This window comes from Sphingomonas sp. DMC8 (assembly GCF_056314185.1).
Map to the genome: position 1 here is coordinate 442,912 of NZ_JBQUYV010000002.1, position 17,996 is coordinate 460,907.

Sequence of the window (17,996 nt, forward strand, 5' to 3'; positions counted from 1 at the left end):
CATGCCCATAGCGAAACCGGCGCCGCGTACAAACCCGCCGAACGAAGCGGCGGCGCAGCCGCTCAGGCCGTGAGGGCAGTTTCCTGCTCGATCGCGATCTGCACCATCGAAGACCAGATTCGCGCCGGGTCGTTGCCCGCTGCACGGCCGGCCTCGATCATCTCCGGCGTCGGCTCGCGCAGGGTACGCAGCACCGCAAGCGCCCGGGGCACTTCGCGGGGCCAGATCGTGTCGACCACGTCGCTCACCGGTTGCGAAAGATCGCCTGCACCTTCGCCGTTGGGGCTTAGCATTTCGGCCGCCAGCACGCGGGCGATGCGTTCGACGGGTGACGTCACCGAAATACCGGTCATCCTTCCTCTCCCAACCAGTTCCGCATCCTGCCGTTCAGGCGGCGAGCGGCGAACGTCCCGAGCGCGGCGTACCGCGCAGTGCGCCCTGGCCCGTACTCGCGCCGGCGTGGAGCGGCAGGGCCGTGGCGCAAAAGGCGCATTCTGCCGTCATCCGCCCGATCATCCAGTGCGAATTGCCGCAGCCAGGACAGTGATTCGTCTCGTGCGGATGATAGGCGACACGATAGCCGCTGAGCGCTCGCCGGATACCGAAGTCGTACATGGGCCAACTCCCCGTTGCTTGCTGTACCGGAACGTCGCCGAGTCGGGACAGTTCCGGAGGGAAAACGAATCAGCGCCGATAGTGTCGGGCAGGCCACAGCGGGCGGCAACGCCGCCGCGACGAAGATTTGCTGAACGCGAGCTAACGATGACGTTCAGGCTCGTAACATTCCGAATCGGGCAAACAGTCTCTCGACGGCGGCACAAGAGCCCCGTGAGGAGGCAAGTTATGAAGAAGTTTCTGATCGGCGCCGCGATTGCGACGACCCTGCTCACCGGTGCGGTTACTGCAACCCCGGCTGCGGCACAGGATTATGGCTATAGCCGGTATGAGCGCGATTATCGCGGCTATGACGGCGACTATCGCGAATATCGCGAGTATCGGGATTATCGCGACTATCGCCCGGACCGCACCCGCTATGTCTATCGCGACAATTATCGGGATCGCTACTATTATCCGCGTCGCTGCAGCGACGGCACCACCGGCACCATTCTGGGTGCGATTGCCGGCGGCCTGCTGGGCGGTGAGATCGGACGGGGCGACTCCTACCACCGGAGCGGCACCGGCACCATCATCGGTGCAGGGGTCGGCGCCCTGGCGGGCCGCCAGGTTGACGGCGGGAACTGCCGCGCCAACCGGTAAGCCCATCGTTAACTAGATTGAAAAGGGCGTCTGCGATGTAGCATCGCAGACGCCCTTTTTCATGTTCTCGCAAGGAGATGGAGGCCCGAGCCGGAATCGAACCGGCGTATACGGATTTGCAGTCCGCTGCGTCACCACTCCGCCATCGGGCCGCCCGGTGAGGGGCGCGCAATGCACGGGGGGACCGGCGGATGTCAATAAGCTTTCGATTTCGCTTCCGTGTCGCTTGGCGGACCGGTCGCGCCGCGATACAAGCGCCGCGAACCCAACAAGTGTATTGCACGGCTAATACGGTTGTGTAAGAAAAGCGGAGTTATGATGGCCCTTTCGGTCGACCCTGCGCCCGTCGAGACTGCTCGTTTCGAGGCGATGCGCCACGCGATGGTGGCAAGCCAACTGCGTACCAACGCGGTCAACGATCCGCGCGTGGTGGAAGCCATGGCGCTGGTGCCGCGTGAAGTGTTCCTGCCCAGCGACCAGCGGGCGATGGCCTATCGCGATACGCAGGTGCCGCTGGGCAATGGCCGGCGCCAGAACGCGCCGCTGGTGCTGGGGCGCCTGCTGACCGAGGCGCAGCTGCAGCCCGGCTATCGTGCGCTGCTGGTCGGTGCCGCCGGCGGCTATGGTGCAGCGGTGCTTTCGCGGCTGGTGACGAGCGTCGTGGCGCTGGAAGAAGAAGATTCGCTGGTTGCGATCGCCCGTGGCGGTCTGGCCGGAATTGCCAATGTCGAGCTGGTGCAGGGGCCGCTTGCGGCCGGCTGGGCAGCGGGTGCGCCCTATGACGTGATCGTCATCGACGGCGCAGTCGAAGCACTGCCCGATGCGCTGCTCGCCCAGCTCAAGCCGGGAGGCTGTGTCGCCACCGGCGTGAACGATCGCGGTGTCACGCGGCTCGCCATCGGCCGCCGTAGCGAAGGTGGATTCGGCCTGGCGGATTTCGCGGACGTGGAATGCGCGATTCTGCCCGGATTCGAAAAGCCGAGAACGTTTAAATTCTGACGGGGAAGATGATGAGGCTCATGCGAATTACTCCTTTTGTTTTCGGCGTGAGCCTCATTGCCCTGGCCCATCCGGCGGCCGCACAGACCGCGGCACCTGCGCCCGCGGCCGCAACCGCAGCGCCGACCACGACGCTGCGCGATGCGCTGCTCCAGGCCTACAACAGCAACCCGGACCTGCAGGGCGAGCGCGCCAACCAGCGCGCGAACGACGAGAATGTGCCGATCGCCCGCTCTTCGGGTCTGCCGTCGGTCAACGGCACCGGGTCGGTAAACGACAGCCTGTACAACAGCGACGCGACGCCGCTGTCGCCCACGCGCCAGGGGCAGCTGGGCATCAATCTTTCGCAACCGGTTTATAGCGGCGGCCGCGTTCGCAATTCGGTGCGGGCAGCGGAGGTGCGGGTCGATGCCGGTCGCGCCAATCTGCGCGGCGTCGAGGCCGATGTCTTCACGCAGACGGTCACTGCCTATCTGAATGTGATTCGCGACGAGTCGATCGTCCGGCTGAATCAGGAAAACGTCCATGTTCTCGAAGTGAACCTGCAGGCGACGCGCGATCGCTTTCAGGTGGGCGACCTGACCCGTACCGACGTGGCGCAGTCCGAGGCGCGTTTGGCGCTGGCCCAGTCGCAGCTGCGCAGTGCGGAAGCCAATCTGATCGGCAGCCGCGAAACCTATATCCGCGTGGTCGGCTCGCCCCCCGGCGTGCTTGCCCCGCCGCCGCCGCTGCCGAATCTGCCCGACGACGCGGCGACGGCAGAGCAGGTCGCGCTGGCGAACAATCCGTTTCTGGAAGCGGCGCAACTGCAGCGCAAAGCGACGAACTACGATACTCGCGTCGCGCAGGCGGGGCGCCTGCCGCAGGTGAGCGTGGGGACAGGCGCGTCCTATTATAACTATCTGGGCTCGGTCAGCAGTCTCGGCCGTCAGAGCGGACTGACCAACAACGGCGTTTCGACGACGCTGGGCTTGCAGGTCACGCTGCCGCTGTTCCAGGGGGGGCGCCCCGCCGCACAGGTGCGGCAGGCACAGGCGCGGGAAGCATCGGCGATCGAGAATGTCACGCTTACGGAACGCGGCGTGATCGCCCAGGCGCGTTCGGCCTATGCCAGCTACCAGTCGGCGCTCCGGGTCATCGAGTCGTCGCGCGTGGCGGTGCAGGCCAACCAGCTAAGCCTGGAGGGCGTGCGGGCAGAAAACAGCGTCGGCACGCGCACCATCCTCGACATACTGAACGCGGAGCAGGAACTGCTCAATTCGCAGGTCCAGTATGTCACGGCCGAGCGTGATGCCTATGTCGCCGGTTTCAGCCTGCTGGCGGCAATGGGCCGGGCGCAGGCATCTGCACTCAATCTGGATGGTGGCCCGCTCTACGATCCGGCGGCGAACTACAAGCGGGTGCGTAACCGCTGGAGCGACTGGAACGACGACAAGGCGCCCGCCGGTGTCGCCACTTCGACTCGGGGCACGCCGGCGCAGGGGGCAGACGTTCGGGGCGACTCGCTCGACCCTGTTTTGCAACGCCCTGTTGACACGACCCGCCCGAATCCCTGATTGAGACACCCCGAGCGCACCAGAAAGCGAGTGGCAGCAATGGGGGATATCAGCAGCGAGCCGTCGATGGAGGAGATTCTCTCGTCCATCAAACGCATCATCGCCGAGGAAGGCGATGGGGCGGTCAGCGCCGCATCGCGTCCCCGGCGGCCCGCGCGGCAGGCGCCGGCGGCGCGCGTGCGTGAGGCAGTCGAGAACGACATGGACGAAGACGAGGTGCTGGAACTGCGCGAACCGGTTCGGGACATTCCCGCACCGACCGCAGCAGCGCCTGTCGAATCGCCGCGCGTGGCGGAGCCGGAACCGGCGCCGCGCGCTGCAGCCCGGCCGGCGCCGCGCGAATCGATCGTTTCCGATCGTGCCGCCGAAGTCAGCCGCGACAAGCTGGAAGCCTTGTCGCGCATGGTGGTTAAGCCGCAGGTCGCCGGCGCCGATACGCTGGAAGGGCTGGTGCGCGAACTGCTGAAGCCAATGCTGCGTGACTGGCTGGACGAGAATTTGCCGCGGATCGTCGAGACGATGGTCAGCCGCGAGATCGAGCGCATCACCGGCGGCAAATAACCCCGCTTAAACGCGGTTTCGGCGATTGTGCGCCGGCCGCGCTTATGGCTAGTCTCCGCCATATGAAGCACTTCCTGCTCGCGGGCGTTGCGCTCGCTTCCGCCGTCGCGCCTGCATCGGCGCGTGATCTCACCATTCAGGACGTGGTCGGCCTCTCCCGCGTCGGCGCGCCGGCTGTTTCGCCCGACGGCCACTGGCTCGTCTGGCAACAGCGCGAGACCGATCTGGCCGCCAACAAGGGGCGCTACGATTTGTGGCGGCTCGACCTGACGGTGAAGGGTGCGAGGCCCGAAAAGCTGGTCGCCGAAGCCGATGTCAACGAAACCAGCCCGCAATTCTCCGCCGATGGCAAGACCATATGGTTCCAGTCCGACAAGGGCGGCGAGGATGCGGTGTGGGGCGTGGCGGTCACGGGCGGTGCGCCGGTACAGCTGACGCATATTCCGGGCGGGTTCAGCGGCTTCAAGGTTTCGCCTGACGGCGCCAAGCTGCTGATCTGGGCCGATCGCAAGCTCGGCGCGCCGAGCCTGGAACCGGCGCTGGAGAAGAAGGACGCCAATGCGGGTTCGGGCCGGGTCTATAGCCAGCTCTTCGTCCGCCACTGGGACACATGGGCCGACGGCACGCGCTCGCAGCTGTTCGTCGTGCCGTTCGGCCCCAAGGGTGCGACCGGCAATGGCGTGGCGATCGAGGGCGGCCTGGTCGGCGATTCGCCCTCCAAGCCGTTCGGCGGCGGCGAGGAAGTGAGCTGGTCGGCCGATAGCAAGACCGTGTTCTTCGCACTGCGCGAGGCGGGGCGGATCGAATCGCTATCGACCAATCTCGACATCTTCGCCGTACCTGCCGACGGATCGGCCAAGCCCGTCAACCTGACCGAAGCCAATCACGGCATGGATAACCTGCCGACCGCGTCGCCCGACGGGAAATGGCTCGCCTGGTTCGCGATGGCGCGGCCGGGCTATGAGGCGGATCGGCAGGTGCTGATGCTGCGCAACCTCGCCACCGGCGAAGTCCGCGCGCTGACGGCGGACTGGGACCGCTCGGTCGCCTCGATCGCCTGGGCGCCCGATGCGAAGACGATCTACGTCACGGCCGAGGACGTGCAGGAAACGCCGATCTGGTCGGTCGATCCCCTCAGCGGCAAGGTGTCGCGCCTGACCGACAAGGGCACGGTTTCGGCAGTGGTGCCGACCAGGGGCGGCATCGTCTATGCGCTGAACAGCCTGACCGCGCCCGACGACTTCTATTTCCTGAAGGGCAAGAAGAGCGAGCGACTCACGGCCGTGAACGCCGAAAAGCTGGCCGGCGTGGCGATGCCGGAAGTGACGAAGTTCAACTTCGCCGGCGCCAATGGCGATACCGTCTGGGGCTATGTCGCAAAGCCGGCGGGGCTGGCCGCAGGGGGCCAGGCGCCGATCGCCTTCATCGTCCACGGCGGGCCGCAGGGCAGCATGAACAATAGCTGGTCCTATCGCTGGAACCCGGCGGTGTTCGCCGGGGCCGGCTATGCGGTGGTGTCGGTCGATTTCCATGGCTCTACGGGGTACGGCCAGAATTTCACCGATGCGATCCACAACAACTGGGGCGGCTGGCCGCTTGAGGATCTGAAAAAGGGCCTGAAGGCGGCGACCGACAAGTTCGCGTTCCTCGACGCGAACAATGCCTGCGCGCTCGGTGCCTCCTATGGCGGCTATATGATGAACTGGATCGAGGGGCAGTGGCCCGACCGGTTCAAGTGCATCGTCCAGCATGACGGCGTGTTCGACGCCCGCGCCATGGCATACGAGACCGAGGAGCTGTGGTTCGACGAGTGGGAACATGGCGGCAAGGCCTATTTCGAAGACCCGCAGGCGTTCGAGAAATGGAACCCGGTCAACCATGTCGCCGCGTGGAAGACGCCGCAGCTGGTGATCACCAGCGAGAAGGATTTCCGTATCCCCTATACCCAGGGGCTGGCGGCGTTCACCGCACTGCAGCGGCGCGAAATCCCGTCGAAGCTGCTGGTGTTCCCGGACGAGAACCATTGGGTGCTCAAGCCGAAGAATTCGCTGCAATGGTATGGCGAAGTGCTCGGCTGGTTGGGGAAGTACACCAAGGGCGAGTGAGATATGGTTCCCCTCCCGCTTGCGGGAGGGGTTAGGGGAGGGGCTGGAACGACGTAGCGCTGCTTCCACATCGTTCCCTCCCTCGACCCCTCCCGCAAGCGGGAGGGGCGCTACGGTGCTTGTACTTGGCCCGCCCCCGCCGCTAAGGCAGCGGCATGACGACCGAGCTTCCCAAGACCTTCGACCCCGCCGAAATCGAATCCCGCTGGTATCCCCATTGGGAGCAAAAGGGCCTGTTCCATCCCGAACGCCCAGGCGCCGACCCGTGGACGATCGTCAACCCGCCGCCCAACGTCACCGGCAGCCTGCATATCGGCCATGCGCTCGACAACACGCTGCAGGATATCCTGGTCCGCCATGCGCGGCTGAAGGGCAAGGATGCGCGCTGGGTGGTTGGCACCGACCATGCCGGCATCGCCACCCAGATGGTGGTCGAACGCCAGCTCAACGCGCGGCAGGACAAGCGCACCAACTATACGCGCGAACAGTTCGTCGACCTCGTCTGGAAGTGGAAAGAGGAAAGCGGCGGCGAGATTACCCGCCAGCTGCGCCGGCTGGGCTGTTCGATGGACTGGGCGAACGAGCGCTTCACCATGGACCCCGGCTTTTCCAGGGCCGTGCTCAAGGTGTTCGTCGCGCTGTACCGCCAGGGCCTGCTCTATCGCGACAAGCGTCTGGTGAACTGGGATCCCGGCCTTGGCACCGCGATCAGCGACCTGGAGGTGGAGACCAAGGAAGTCGCCGGAAAATTCTGGCACCTGCGCTATCCGCTGGCGGATGGATCGGGCTTCATCCAGGTCGCGACGACGCGGCCGGAGACGATGCTGGCCGACATGGCGGTTGCCGTCCATCCCGAAGACGAGCGCTACAAGGCGCTGATCGGCAAGCAGGTCCGCCTGCCGATCACCGGCCGGCTGATCCCGATCGTCGGCGACGAACATGCCGATCCGGAACTCGGCTCGGGCGCGGTGAAGATCACGCCGGGGCATGATTTCAACGACTTCGAGGTTGGTGTTCGCGCTGGCATTAAAGCCGGCGAGATGCTCAACATGCTCGATGCCAAGGCGGCGATCTGCCAGACGCAGGACGGGTTGGTCCCCGCCGACCTGATCGGGCTCGACCGGTTCGAGGCGCGCAAGGCACTCGTCGCGCGGCTGAAGGACGAGGGCTTCCTCGTCCCCTGGACCGACAAGGAAGGTGTCGAGCATGACGCCGAGCCGCGCACGATCCAGACGCCGTTCGGCGATCGCTCGGGGCAGGTGATCGAGCCCTGGCTGACCGACCAATGGTATGTCGACGCCAAGACGCTGGCCCAGCCGGCGATCGAGGCGGTCCGCTCCGGCGCGACTAAGATCGTCCCGAAGAGCTGGGAAAAGACCTATTTCAACTGGATGGAGAACATCCAGCCCTGGTGCGTCAGCCGCCAGCTCTGGTGGGGGCACCGGATTCCGGCGTGGTTCGACGCCGACGGCAAGGCGTATGTTGCCGAAACCGAGGAAGAGGCACAGGCCCAGGCCGGTGAGGGCGTCGCGCTGACCCGCGACCCCGACGTGCTCGACACCTGGTTCTCCTCGGCGCTCTGGCCGTTTGCGACGCTCGGTTGGCCGGAGGATGGCGACCCGACGCTGGGCGGCCGCTATTCGAACGATGTGCTGATCTCCGGCTTCGACATCCTGTTCTTCTGGGATGCGCGGATGATGATGCAGGGTTTGCACTTCATGCGGCAAGTGCCGTTCAAGACCCTGTATCTCCACGGTCTTGTCCGCGCAGCCGACGGCCAGAAAATGTCCAAGTCCAAGGGCAACACGGTCGATCCGCTGGGCCTGATCGACAAGTACGGCGCCGATGCGCTGCGCTTCTTCATGGCGGCGATGGAAAGCCAGGGCCGCGACATCAAGATGGATGAGAAGCGGATCGAGGGCTATCGCAACTTCGCGACTAAGCTGTGGAACGCCGCGCGCTTCTGCCAGTCGAACGGCATCGGTGCGAGCACAACACTTGAGGCGCCGTCTGCGGAGCTGGCGGCAAATCGCTGGATTATTGCGGAAACGGTTGCGACAGTGCAGGCTCTCGACCTCGCGCTCGCCGACCTGCGCTTCGACGAGGCGGCGAACACCATCTATCAGTTCGTGTGGAGCCGGTTCTGCGACTGGTATCTCGAACTGATCAAGCCGGTGCTGCAGGGCGAGGGCGCTACCGGCGCGGAAGAGACGCGGGCGGTGGCCGGCTGGGTGCTCGACCAGATCCTCGTCATGCTCCACCCGTTCATGCCCTTCATCACCGAAGAGCTCTGGTCGAAGATGGGGTCGCGCGAGCAGGAACTGATCGTCGCGCGCTGGCCGCAGGCCGATGCGCGGGCGCTCGATCCGGCGGCGGCGCAGGAAGTCGACTGGCTGATCCGGCTGGTGAGCGAAATCCGCGCGGCGCGGACGGAACTGAACGTGCCGCCGGGGGCGCGCCTGCCGATCCATGTGCGCGATGCCTCGGCCGAAACCGCGGCGCGGCTGGTGCGGCAGGAGGCAGCACTGGCACGGCTTGCCCGCGTCGACCAGACGGCCGGGGACGCGCCGGCCGGCGGTGCGCTGCAGATCGTGGTGGACGAGGCGACCTTCGTGCTGCCCCTGGGCGATGTCGTCGATCTCGAAGCCGAACGCGCCCGCCTGACCAAGGCGATCGCCGCGGCGGAGAAGGAACGCGACGCGCTTGCCGGGCGGCTGGGCAATCCCAGCTTCGTCGAACGCGCCAAGCCCGAAGCGGTCGAAAAGGCGCGGGCGGACCATGCGGAGAAGAGCGCCGAGGCGGAACGGCTGTCCGCTGCGGTGGCGCGGCTGGGGTAAAATTTATACCAAGTTGCGTGGATGGCGACCCATCCCCCAGCGTCATGCCAGCGCAAGCTGGCATCTCCCGTAATAATACTGTTCCGTTTTCACCCGGTCCCCGGGAGACCCCAGCTTTCGCTGGGGTGACGGCTGGTGGAGAGGATTGAGACACGCGGATGAGCCCGCATTAACGCAGCCCGGTATTAGTCCCTCACCTTGCGCCGCCGAAGGCGGTGGGAAGGGTGAGGGGGATGACGTTACGCCGGCGCCATCACCTCGATCGCCCCGGGCGCGATCCGCGCGGTCACCGGTGTTTGCGCGAGCACTTCGCCGTCGATCGAGATCGGCAGCGGCGGTTCCGTCGCCACCCGCAGCGCCTTGCCACGGAACGTCACCGTATCCGCGTGCCGCGCGCGCAATCGCAGCGCGGCGGCGATCCAGTTGCGGGCCAGCCGATATTTCGCTTCGCCGCGCACCACCTGCACGACGATCTCGCCGCTATCGATCCGGGCCGCGTCCACCAGTTCGGTGCCGCCATGATAGGGGCCGTTCGAAATCCGTACCTCCAGCGCCCGCAGGCGCTCACCCTCGACGATGACGGTGAACGGCTCAAACCGTGCAAACTGCCAAGCCGCCCAGGCGAGATAGCCCGCCCGGCCAAACCAGCGCTTCGCCGCGTGCGGCACGGTTTCGGCGATGCGCGGCGACAGGCCGATCGCGGCGGCGCTGGCGAAATAATCATTGTCAATCATTCCCAGGTCGATCCGCCGGGGCTGGCCATAGAGAATGGCGTCCACCGCGGCATCGACATCGAGCGGGATGCCCAGCGCGCGGGCAAAGCTGTTGGCGGTCCCGAGCGGCAATACCCCCAGCCGCAGTTTGCGGCCGACCAGCAGGTCGATGAGCCCGCTGATCGTTCCGTCGCCGCCGCCCAGGATCATCAGGCCCGGTTCGCGGCGCAGCGCCTCGCGCACGGCCGCTTCCAGATCGGCGGGATCGTCTACCGCCTGTGCCTCTACCCGCAGCCCGCGCTCCTTGAAGCGGGCGCGGGCGCGATCGAACCATGCCTGGCCATGGCGCGACCGGGTGTTGACGACCATCGCCGCCGCTCGATTTTGCATCCTGTGCTTTCCTGCGTGTCCGAAAATCCCTAACGCGCATCAAGCCGGCGCGATCCGGCCAGCCGCTGCGACGCGGCGCGAGGGAGAGAATGCACGCGCATGGCCATACCCGCCCAACGCCACGACCTGACCAAGGGCCCTATCGGGCGGACGCTGCTGTTCTTCGCGCTGCCGACGCTGTGGTCGAACATTCTTCAGTCGCTGAACGGCTCGATCAACACGATCTGGGTCGGCCGGTTCCTGGGTGAGAGCGCGCTGGCGGGGACGTCGAACGCCAATATCATCATGTTCCTCGTGTTCGGCGCGGTGTTCGGCTTCGGCATGGCGGCGACCGTGCTCATCGGCCAGGCAATGGGGCGGCGCGACCCCGATGGCGCGAAGCGGGCGTTCGGCGCGGCGCTGGGCCTGGTGCTGGGCGGGGCGATCGTCATGGCGGCGCTGGGCTGGTTCCTCGCACCGACGATCCTGCACCTGCTGGCGACGCCCGCCGACGCGATGCCGCTGGCGCTCGCCTATCTGCGCGTCACCTTTCTGGGCGTGCCGGCGGCGATGCTGCTGGTTCTGCTGATGATGGCGCTGCGGGGCGTGGGTGACGCCATGACGCCACTCTGGTTCATGATCCTGAGCGTGGTGCTCGACGCGGGGCTGAACCCGGTCTTCATCCTCGGGCTGGGGCCGGCGCCGCGGCTGGGGATCGCCGGATCGGCCACCGCTACGCTGATCGCCAACCATGTTTCGGCGCTCGGTCTGCTCCTCACCATCTATATTCGTGGCCTGCCGATCCGGCTGGCGGGTGCGGAGTTGGGCTACCTGATACCCGGTCGCGCGCTGATCGGCGCCATTGTCGGCAAGGGATTGCCGATGGGGGCGCAGATGCTGGTGATGTCGTTCGCCGGGCTCACCATGGTCGGGCTGGTCAACCGCCTGGGTGTCGATACCGTCGCTGCCTATGGCGTCTCGCAGCAGCTCTGGACCTATATCCAGATGCCGGCAATGGCGGTGGGCGCGGCGGTGAGCGCGATGGCGGCACAGAATATCGGCGCCGGCGCGTGGGACCGGGTGGAAGGCATCACCCGCGCCGGATTGCTGATGACGCTGGCGATGACCGGCGTGATGGTCGGCGCGGTGCTGGCGTTCGACCGGCCGGTGATGGCGCTGTTCCTCGGCGGCGACAGCCCGGCGCTGCCGATTGCGCGGCACATCCAGCTGATCGCGAGCTGGAACTTCACCCTGTTCGGCCTGACGATGGTGCTGTTCTCGACGGTTCGCGCCAATGGCGCCGTGCTGATGCCACTCGCGATCCTGATTGTCGGGCTCTATCCGGTACGCCTCGGCTTCGCGATCGGGATGGAGCCTGTGCTGGGCGGCGATGCCTTGTGGTGGAGCTTCCCGATCGGGTCGCTTGCTTCGCTGGCGATGGCGGCCGTCTATTATCGTTGGGGTGGCTGGCGGCGCGGGGCGATGCTGCGCCCTGCCGAGGCCGTAGAGCAAAGCCTGTCCGGCGGAGAGCCCGCGGGGCGCTTGCAACCCGGCAACTAAGGGCGCATTTCGCGCCGCATGACTCAGTATCCTGCGCTTCGCCTTCGTCGCCCCCGTGCTTCCGGCTGGAGCCGGCGGATGCATGCGGAAAATGTGCTGACGCCCGCCGATCTGATCTGGCCGCTGTTTGTGACGGAAGGCGAGGCGGAGGAGCCGATCGCCTCTTTGCCGGGCGTATCACGCTGGGGACTGGGCGGGATCGTCGAGCGCGCGCGCGAGGCGCAGAGCCTGGGCATTCCGTGCCTGGCGCTGTTCCCCAACACGCCGCGCGACCGCCGCACGGAGGACGGTCGCGAGGCGCTCAATCCCGACAATCTGATGTGCCGCGCCATCCGCGCGATCAAGGATGCGGTGCCGGATATCGGCGTGCTGACCGATGTGGCGCTCGATCCGTACACCACGCACGGTCATGACGGGATCGTCGATGCCGCCGGCTATGTGCTGAACGACGAGACCGCGACGGTGCTGACCCAGCAGGCGCTGGTACAGGCAGAGGCGGGCGCCGACATCGTCGCGCCCAGCGACATGATGGACGGCCGTGTCGGCCAGATCCGCACCGCGCTGGAGGACGCCGGCCATGTCAAAGTGCAGATCATGGCCTATGCCGCCAAATATGCGAGCGGCTTCTACGGTCCCTTCCGCGATGCGGTGGATACGCGCGGGCTGCTGAAGGGCGACAAGAAGACCTATCAGATGGACCCCGCCAATGCCGAGGAAGCGCTGCGCGAAGTCGCACTAGACCTGGCCGAAGGTGCGGACAGCGTGATGGTGAAGCCGGGGCTGCCCTATCTGGACATCATAGTCCGTGTGAAGAATGCCTTTGAAGTTCCGGTATTCGCGTATCAGGTGTCGGGCGAATATGCGATGATCGAGGCGGCGGCTGCCGTTGGCGCGGGCGACCGCGATGCGCTGGTGCTCGAAACGCTGATGGCGTTCAAGCGGGCGGGGTGCTCGGGCGTTCTCACCTACCACGCGCCACTGGCGGCGCGCTTGCTCGGCGCGTGATCGAAACGGCGCGTTTGCTGCTGCGGCGACCGGAGCCGCGCGACTTTGAGGCGCTGCACGCCATGTGGAGCGATCCCGAAGTGATGCGCGAGCTTGGCCCGATCAAGACGCGGGCTGACAGCGAAGCGACGATCGCACGCCATCTCGGCTATGGCGCGAGCCACGGCCTGGGTTTCTGGGTGGTCGAGCAGCGCAGCGACGGCGCCGTGGCGGGCTTTTGCGGCCTGAAGCCTGGTGCGCCCGATACCCCGATTACAGGGGAACTGGAGATCGGCTGGATGCTCGCCCGGTCCTTTTGGGGCAAGGGCTATGCCCGCGAGGCAGCCGAGGCGAGTATCGCCTGGGGATGGGCGAACCGGGATGCCCCCCGAATCGTCGCGATCACGGCGGCGTCAAACACAAAGAGTCGCGACCTGATGACCCGGCTGGGAATGCATTGGTTCGCCGATTTCGATCATCCGGCTCATCCCCCGGGCGACCATCGACAGGCCAGTGTAGCCTACGCGATTCCGCGGCCCTGATAGCCCACCGTGGGCGCTCAATCCCCGGCGAGGGCGCGGATCAACTGGCTGCGCTGTTGTTCCTGTGCCGAATCGATCTCGGTTGCACGGGTGAGGGCAAGGTCGAGCGCGGGATAGGGCGGTTCGCCGGCGGTGCCGCGTTCGATTGCCAGCCGGTCGAGATCTGCCACCACCGACTTGGTGGGCGCGCGGAGATTGTCCAGCGCGCTGAGCGCTGACTGTGCGATGAGCCAGCGGTCCGAGCCTTCTGCCGCGCCCTTGGCGCTGGCGACCTTTGCCTCGGCATCACGCACCGCTGCGAGATAGGCGGCATTCGCCGAATCGAGCGCGGCGGAAAGCTTGCCGATTCGCCCGTCGAGGGTCGCGTCGGGCGTTGCGACGGGCGCAGGGCGCACCGGCTCGGCAAAGCCTTCGCCTTCGTTCGCCCGCGGCAATAACGACGGATATTGGGTGGTGCTGTGGCTGCAGGCCGCCAGCAGCAGCAGCGGAAGGGCGCGGAGAAGGGGCGATTGCATGGGGATTGCCATATGCCTGTGGAAAAGTTGCTGCAACGGGGTTGCGCTCTTCAAAAAGCGCCTCTAAAGGCACGCCTCCACAGCGCGCCCGTAGCTCAGCTGGATAGAGCATCAGACTACGAATCTGAGGGTCGGACGTTCGAATCGTTCCGGGCGCGCCATTAAAAACCCCGCCGGCCAATGGGCCTGGCGGGGTTTTTATGTTTTGGGCTGCTTCAGTCGGCCGCGTCGAAGCTGTCGAGAATACGCGCGCCGGCCATGAACACGGCGATCGGGCAGGCGGCGAACAGCAGCCAGCCGCCCCAGCCCGGATATTGCCCAAGATAATGGACGCCGCGCTCCACCGCGCCATTCGCCAGCCCGAAGATGACGAGGAAGGCCTCGAACTTCGATTTGATGACGAACAGGCGGCTGACGCGATACAACATGCCAAAGGTTAAGCAAGCCTTGGGCCAAGCCCGGAAAACCGCGGTTTTCGTCTTAACGGCTATGGTTGATTGTCAATTAATTCGACAATTCCTAGCGTCTCGAGCAGCGCGCGGCGGGCCTGTTCGATCCGGGCGACGAGCGCCAGGTCGCCGATCTCGTCCTGGCCGATCGCTTCGGGCCAATATTCAGTGATAACGGCAGCGATGGCGTCCAACCTGGCGGCATCGACCAGGAAACGCGAATCGATGGTCGCAGGATCAGCCACGACGCGCAGGCGCAGACAGGCCGGGCCGCCGCCATTGGCCATCGACTGACGCACATCGACCACTTCCAGCCGCCGAATCGGCCCGTTACCGGCAACATGGTCTTGCAGCCAGTTCCATACCGAGGGTGTGTCGCGTGCCTCGCCGGGGAGCACGAGGGCCATGCTGCCGTCCGGCATCGTGACCAGTTGGGCGTTGAACAGATAGGAGGCGATGGCATCGGCCAGGCTCACCTGCGCGGCGGGCACCTCGACGATCTCAACCTCGGGAAGCGCGGTGCGCAGCGCGTCGTAGAATCGCTCCTTGTCGGCAAAGGCGTGCTCGTGCGTGAAGAGGACGCGGCCATTTGCCACCGCCACAACATCATTGTGGAAGGCGCCGGCGGCGATTGCCTCCTCGGACTGCTGAACGAACAGCGTGCGATCGGGCGCGAGGCCATGACGGCGGGCGATGGCGGCGCTGGCATCGGGATGCTGACGGGCGGGGAAGGGACCGCCCGAAATGCCATAGACGAACACCTCTACGCCCGGAGCATCGTGGGTAACGGCAAGCCGCATATGATTGGCGGCGCCCTCGTCACCAAAGGGTGCCGGCACCGGCCCATGCACCGCAAAGGCAGCGTCGGCGAAGGTAAGGCGCAGTTGGGCCAGCGTTTCCGGCCATTCGTGGCTGCGGTGCGGCATCGTCACCAGATTGGCGACGCTCAGATGGCAGCGGCCGTCGGCGGTATCCGGGGCCGGTGAGACCGTGGCAGCATTCGCCGCCCACATCGCCGAGGCAGAAAGCGCCTGCGCCTGGGTGTGCGGCGGCGCATGCTCATAGCTGGTGCCGAGCTGCGCCAGCCAGCGATGGTCGGGCCGCGCATGGGGCAGCAATATGCCCTGCGGCAGCCCGAGCGCCAGATTGGCGCGCATCTTGGCGATGCCCTGCAAGGCTGCGGCGCGCGGTTGCGAGACGTGGCCGCGGTTGCGCGTGGCGGCGAGGTTGCCGTGGCTCAGCCCGGCATAATTGTGACTTGGGCCAATAATGCCATCGAAGTTGATTTCTACCAGCATCAGCGCGCCACATGGAGAACCATGTCCCCCTCCTTCACATTCAGCGCCGCGGCAGCGACTGGGTCGATCACCACGCCGCCTTCGCTCGGCGTGATACTGCCCAGCGTCGCCTGGAATGCTGCCAGTCGCCCCGTCGCGATCAATGCCGGTTCGCCGCCCGGTGCGATGGCGACGACGGGCGCCTCGGTGGCCTCGCGGATCGTCTTAACCTGGTCGGTGCGAGCGGTCATGGTCGGGCCGCCATCGAAGATGTCGATATAGCTTTCGAACGCAAAGCCTTCATGCTCCAGCATTCGCATGGCCGCCCGGCCAGAGGGGTGGGGCAGGCCGATCACCGACCGCGCGCTCTCGCTCAGCATCGCGGTATAAACCGGGTGCTTGGGCATCAGATCGGCGATGAACTGGTTGCCATGGGTGGCGTTGAATTCGTCGGCTTGCTGGAAGCTCATGCCGAAGAAGCGACCCGCAACCCCGTCCCAGAAGGGCGAGCCGCCAGCTTCGTCGATAACCCCGCGTAGCTCGGCCAGAATGCGATCGGCAAAGCGCGCACGGTGGCGGGCGATGAACAGGTAGCGGCTGCGTGCCAGCAGCAGCCCCAGCCCGCCGGCACGCTCGCCGGGGTGCAGGAACAGGCCACCGACTTCGCTACACCCTTCCAGATCGTTGACGAGGCTGAGGATTTCCGCGCGAAACGTGCGCTTCAGCTCCTGGCTGTGCTTGGTCACGGTGCCGATGCGATAGCTGTAGAACGGCCAGGTCTGGCCCACGCGGGTGAAGATCTGGCAGGTGCCGCGCACGTCGCCTGTGTCCACATTCTCCAGAATCAGTACGAACAGATCGTCATGCGCGTCCGAATCCTCGGCGCGCTCAAAGGCGAGGTGGCTGCGCTGCAGCTTCGTCTTGAGTGCAGCCTTTTCTGGAGGAAGATTCGTGAAACCTCCGCCAGTTAGTTTCGCCATTTCGTACAGATGCTGAAGATCCTCGTCGCGCGCGGCGCGGATGCGGAAGCTCATGGCCGGCCTCGCTCGATCAGGCGAAGGATGGTGAGGACGGAGAGCGCGGCGCGCTCTGGCAGGCTGTCCGGGATCAGAAATTCCTCCGAAGAATGAATGGCGCCGCCGCGGGCGCCCATGGTGTCGACGACCGGCACGCCGCAAGCGGCGATGTTGTTGCCGTCGCAAACGCCGCCCGTGGCTTTCCACGTGACAGGAATGCCGAGATCGGCGCCGGCCTGTTGCACCAGTGCGAACAGCCGTTCTGCGCCGGGATCGATCGGCTTCGGCGGCCGGTTGAAACTGCCGTGCAGCGCGATGCGGACATCGTGCTCAGCAGCGACTGCGGTGATCGCATCGTCGATTGCCGCCTGGGCGCGGGCGATGGCATCGTGCGAATGCGGGCGGAAGTTGACGCGGAGAATGGCGAGATCGGGCACGACATTGTTCGGGCCGCCGCCGTCGATCCGCGCGGGGGTCACAGAAAGACCTGGCGCGCGGGCATCCGCTAGCCGCACCGCCAGCGCTGCGGCTGCGACCAGTGCGTTGCGCCCCTCCTCGGGGTTGCGGCCGGCATGGGCGCTTCGACCGTGGACTGTGAGCGAGAAGTTACCGGTACCGGCACGGGCACCTGCCAGCGTTCCGTCGGGAAGTGCAGGTTCATAGGTGAGCGCAGCAGCCTTGCCGCGCGCAGCCCGTTCGATCAGCGCGCGCGAGGAGAAGGAGCCGGTTTCCTCATCTGAATTGATGACGACACTGTAGCCACAGCGCGACGCGAGCGGGCTGCGCTCGATCGCCTCCAGCGCGGCAAGCAGTAGCGACAGCCCGCCCTTCATGTCGGCGGCGCCCGGCGCGTTCAGCCTTCCGTCCGCCAGCCATTGGCTCGCCTGAAAGGCGTGGTCGACGCCGAACACCGTATCCATATGGCCGGTGAACAGCAGTTGCACCGGCGCCTCGGGTCGGACGACCAGATGCAGGTGTCGGCCATGGTCGAGCGGCTCGCGAAGACCTGCGGGCGTAACCGTCTCGACCGGATCGGGGGCCACCAGCGCCAGCTCGCCGGGCAGCACGGAAAACGCATCGCCCAGCAGATCCGCCATGGCGGCCAGCCCGGCCAGGTTGCGCGTGCCACTGTTCACCGCGCACCATGTTTCGACTCGGCTGAGCATCGGTGCCGCCTGCGCGTGTTCGACTGCCGCGCGTTCGATAGCCGTAAGCTCGCTCATGCCTGCTTGGTAGCGCGGAACCGGCGGGTTTGA

Annotated in this window: 17 protein-coding genes and 2 tRNA genes; 10 read left to right on the forward strand and 9 right to left on the reverse strand. The window is 66.1% G+C overall.

From position 1 onward, the window contains the following. Nucleotides 1–62: 62 nt before the first annotated feature. Together ACT53K_RS06085 and ACT53K_RS06090 are read right to left on the reverse strand one after the other, a co-directional pair. A complete protein-coding gene (locus ACT53K_RS06085) occupies nt 63–353 on the reverse strand; it encodes a hypothetical protein (protein WP_476227679.1) in 291 nt (96 codons plus the stop codon). A gap of 34 nt (nt 354–387) precedes the next feature. Then, entirely contained in the window at nt 388–615 is a 228-nt protein-coding gene (locus tag ACT53K_RS06090) for a hypothetical protein (RefSeq protein ID WP_476227680.1), read from the reverse strand. 228 nt (nt 616–843) lie between these two features. On the opposite strand from ACT53K_RS06090, the gene ACT53K_RS06095 reads away from it, so the two are divergent. After that, nucleotides 844–1,257: a DUF4179 domain-containing protein gene (locus ACT53K_RS06095; RefSeq protein WP_476227681.1), complete on the forward strand. Its 414-nt coding sequence runs from the start codon at nt 844–846 to the stop codon at nt 1,255–1,257. Nucleotides 1,258–1,335: 78 nt separating this feature from the next. Here the strand turns inward: ACT53K_RS06095 and ACT53K_RS06100 are convergent. Continuing rightward, nucleotides 1,336–1,409: transfer RNA gene (locus tag ACT53K_RS06100), tRNA-Cys, on the reverse strand. A 163-nt stretch (nt 1,410–1,572) separates the two neighbouring features. On the opposite strand from ACT53K_RS06100, the gene ACT53K_RS06105 reads away from it, so the two are divergent. The 5 genes from ACT53K_RS06105 (at nt 1,573) to ACT53K_RS06125 (ending at nt 9,315) form a co-directional block, all read left to right on the forward strand. Continuing rightward, complete coding sequence (locus ACT53K_RS06105) at nt 1,573–2,256, forward strand: protein-L-isoaspartate O-methyltransferase family protein (protein WP_476227682.1); 684 nt, start codon at nt 1,573–1,575, stop codon at nt 2,254–2,256. A gap of 20 nt (nt 2,257–2,276) precedes the next feature. After that, nucleotides 2,277–3,812, forward strand: a complete 1,536-nt coding sequence (locus ACT53K_RS06110) for a TolC family outer membrane protein (RefSeq protein WP_476227683.1) — start codon at nt 2,277–2,279, stop codon at nt 3,810–3,812. Nucleotides 3,813–3,851: 39 nt separating this feature from the next. Then, nucleotides 3,852–4,373: a DUF2497 domain-containing protein gene (locus ACT53K_RS06115; RefSeq protein ID WP_476227684.1), complete on the forward strand. Its 522-nt coding sequence runs from the start codon at nt 3,852–3,854 to the stop codon at nt 4,371–4,373. Between the two features lie 62 nt (nt 4,374–4,435). Then, nucleotides 4,436–6,478, forward strand: coding sequence for a S9 family peptidase (locus tag ACT53K_RS06120; protein WP_476227685.1), 2,043 nt, complete (start codon nt 4,436–4,438; stop codon nt 6,476–6,478). Nucleotides 6,479–6,633: 155 nt separating this feature from the next. Beyond that, nucleotides 6,634–9,315, forward strand: coding sequence for a valine--tRNA ligase (locus ACT53K_RS06125; protein ID WP_476227686.1), 2,682 nt, complete (start codon nt 6,634–6,636; stop codon nt 9,313–9,315). A gap of 239 nt (nt 9,316–9,554) precedes the next feature. Here the strand turns inward: ACT53K_RS06125 and ACT53K_RS06130 are convergent, their stop codons facing one another. Beyond that, entirely contained in the window at nt 9,555–10,418 is an 864-nt protein-coding gene (locus ACT53K_RS06130) for a diacylglycerol/lipid kinase family protein (RefSeq protein WP_476227687.1), read from the reverse strand. A 99-nt stretch (nt 10,419–10,517) separates the two neighbouring features. Here ACT53K_RS06130 and ACT53K_RS06135 point away from each other — a divergent pair, with 99 nt between their 5' ends. Genes ACT53K_RS06135 through ACT53K_RS06145 form a run of 3 tightly spaced genes read left to right on the forward strand, consistent with a single transcriptional unit; the run spans nt 10,518 to nt 13,483 of the window. Further along, nucleotides 10,518–11,957 (forward strand): MATE family efflux transporter, encoded by a 1,440-nt coding sequence (locus ACT53K_RS06135; RefSeq protein ID WP_476227689.1) that lies wholly within the window; start codon nt 10,518–10,520, stop codon nt 11,955–11,957. Between the two features lie 18 nt (nt 11,958–11,975). Beyond that, the gene (gene hemB, locus ACT53K_RS06140) at nt 11,976–12,962 is read left to right on the forward strand and encodes a porphobilinogen synthase (protein ID WP_476227690.1); all 987 of its coding nucleotides are present in this window, start codon (nt 11,976–11,978) and stop codon (nt 12,960–12,962) included. Further along, entirely contained in the window at nt 12,959–13,483 is a 525-nt protein-coding gene (locus tag ACT53K_RS06145) for a GNAT family N-acetyltransferase (RefSeq protein ID WP_476227691.1), read from the forward strand. The genes hemB and ACT53K_RS06145 overlap by 4 nt, the downstream gene beginning before the upstream one ends. A 17-nt stretch (nt 13,484–13,500) precedes the next feature. Here the strand turns inward: ACT53K_RS06145 and ACT53K_RS06150 are convergent, their stop codons facing one another. Then, nucleotides 13,501–13,998 (reverse strand): hypothetical protein, encoded by a 498-nt coding sequence (locus ACT53K_RS06150; RefSeq protein ID WP_476227692.1) that lies wholly within the window; start codon nt 13,996–13,998, stop codon nt 13,501–13,503. A gap of 84 nt (nt 13,999–14,082) precedes the next feature. Between ACT53K_RS06150 and ACT53K_RS06155 the strand changes: the two genes are divergently transcribed. Beyond that, nucleotides 14,083–14,159 (forward strand) — tRNA-Arg (locus ACT53K_RS06155). Nucleotides 14,160–14,213: 54 nt separating this feature from the next. Here the strand turns inward: ACT53K_RS06155 and ACT53K_RS06160 are convergent. From ACT53K_RS06160 to ACT53K_RS06175, 4 genes are read right to left on the reverse strand one after another with little or no spacing between them, the layout of a single operon-like run. Beyond that, a complete protein-coding gene (locus ACT53K_RS06160; RefSeq protein WP_476227693.1) occupies nt 14,214–14,426 on the reverse strand; it encodes a hypothetical protein in 213 nt (70 codons plus the stop codon). Between the two features lie 59 nt (nt 14,427–14,485). Next, complete coding sequence (locus tag ACT53K_RS06165; protein ID WP_476227986.1) at nt 14,486–15,748, reverse strand: N-succinylarginine dihydrolase; 1,263 nt, start codon at nt 15,746–15,748, stop codon at nt 14,486–14,488. Beyond that, complete coding sequence (locus ACT53K_RS06170) at nt 15,745–16,758, reverse strand: arginine N-succinyltransferase (RefSeq protein ID WP_476227694.1); 1,014 nt, start codon at nt 16,756–16,758, stop codon at nt 15,745–15,747. The genes ACT53K_RS06165 and ACT53K_RS06170 overlap by 4 nt, the downstream gene beginning before the upstream one ends. Continuing rightward, nucleotides 16,755–17,963 (reverse strand): hydrolase, encoded by a 1,209-nt coding sequence (locus tag ACT53K_RS06175; protein ID WP_476227695.1) that lies wholly within the window; start codon nt 17,961–17,963, stop codon nt 16,755–16,757. The genes ACT53K_RS06170 and ACT53K_RS06175 overlap by 4 nt, the downstream gene beginning before the upstream one ends. Nucleotides 17,964–17,996: the final 33 nt, after the last annotated feature.

What these genes read in the sequence shown, in the direction of transcription:
- hemB (WP_476227690.1), top strand. Translation starts at nt 11,976, where the DNA reads ATGACTCAGTATCCTGCGCTTCGCCTTCGTCGCCCCCGTGCTTCCGGC.
- ACT53K_RS06160 (WP_476227693.1), bottom strand. Translation starts at nt 14,426, where the DNA reads ATGTTGTATCGCGTCAGCCGCCTGTTCGTCATCAAATCGAAGTTCGAG.
- ACT53K_RS06150 (WP_476227692.1), bottom strand. Translation starts at nt 13,998, where the DNA reads ATGCAATCGCCCCTTCTCCGCGCCCTTCCGCTGCTGCTGCTGGCGGCC.
- ACT53K_RS06175 (WP_476227695.1), bottom strand. Translation starts at nt 17,963, where the DNA reads ATGAGCGAGCTTACGGCTATCGAACGCGCGGCAGTCGAACACGCGCAG.
- ACT53K_RS06130 (WP_476227687.1), bottom strand. Translation starts at nt 10,418, where the DNA reads ATGCAAAATCGAGCGGCGGCGATGGTCGTCAACACCCGGTCGCGCCAT.
- ACT53K_RS06085 (WP_476227679.1), bottom strand. Translation starts at nt 353, where the DNA reads ATGACCGGTATTTCGGTGACGTCACCCGTCGAACGCATCGCCCGCGTG.
- ACT53K_RS06170 (WP_476227694.1), bottom strand. Translation starts at nt 16,758, where the DNA reads ATGAGCTTCCGCATCCGCGCCGCGCGCGACGAGGATCTTCAGCATCTG.
- ACT53K_RS06110 (WP_476227683.1), top strand. Translation starts at nt 2,277, where the DNA reads ATGCGAATTACTCCTTTTGTTTTCGGCGTGAGCCTCATTGCCCTGGCC.
- ACT53K_RS06105 (WP_476227682.1), top strand. Translation starts at nt 1,573, where the DNA reads ATGATGGCCCTTTCGGTCGACCCTGCGCCCGTCGAGACTGCTCGTTTC.
- ACT53K_RS06125 (WP_476227686.1), top strand. Translation starts at nt 6,634, where the DNA reads ATGACGACCGAGCTTCCCAAGACCTTCGACCCCGCCGAAATCGAATCC.
- ACT53K_RS06120 (WP_476227685.1), top strand. Translation starts at nt 4,436, where the DNA reads ATGAAGCACTTCCTGCTCGCGGGCGTTGCGCTCGCTTCCGCCGTCGCG.
- ACT53K_RS06135 (WP_476227689.1), top strand. Translation starts at nt 10,518, where the DNA reads ATGGCCATACCCGCCCAACGCCACGACCTGACCAAGGGCCCTATCGGG.
- ACT53K_RS06090 (WP_476227680.1), bottom strand. Translation starts at nt 615, where the DNA reads ATGTACGACTTCGGTATCCGGCGAGCGCTCAGCGGCTATCGTGTCGCC.
- ACT53K_RS06095 (WP_476227681.1), top strand. Translation starts at nt 844, where the DNA reads ATGAAGAAGTTTCTGATCGGCGCCGCGATTGCGACGACCCTGCTCACC.
- ACT53K_RS06115 (WP_476227684.1), top strand. Translation starts at nt 3,852, where the DNA reads ATGGGGGATATCAGCAGCGAGCCGTCGATGGAGGAGATTCTCTCGTCC.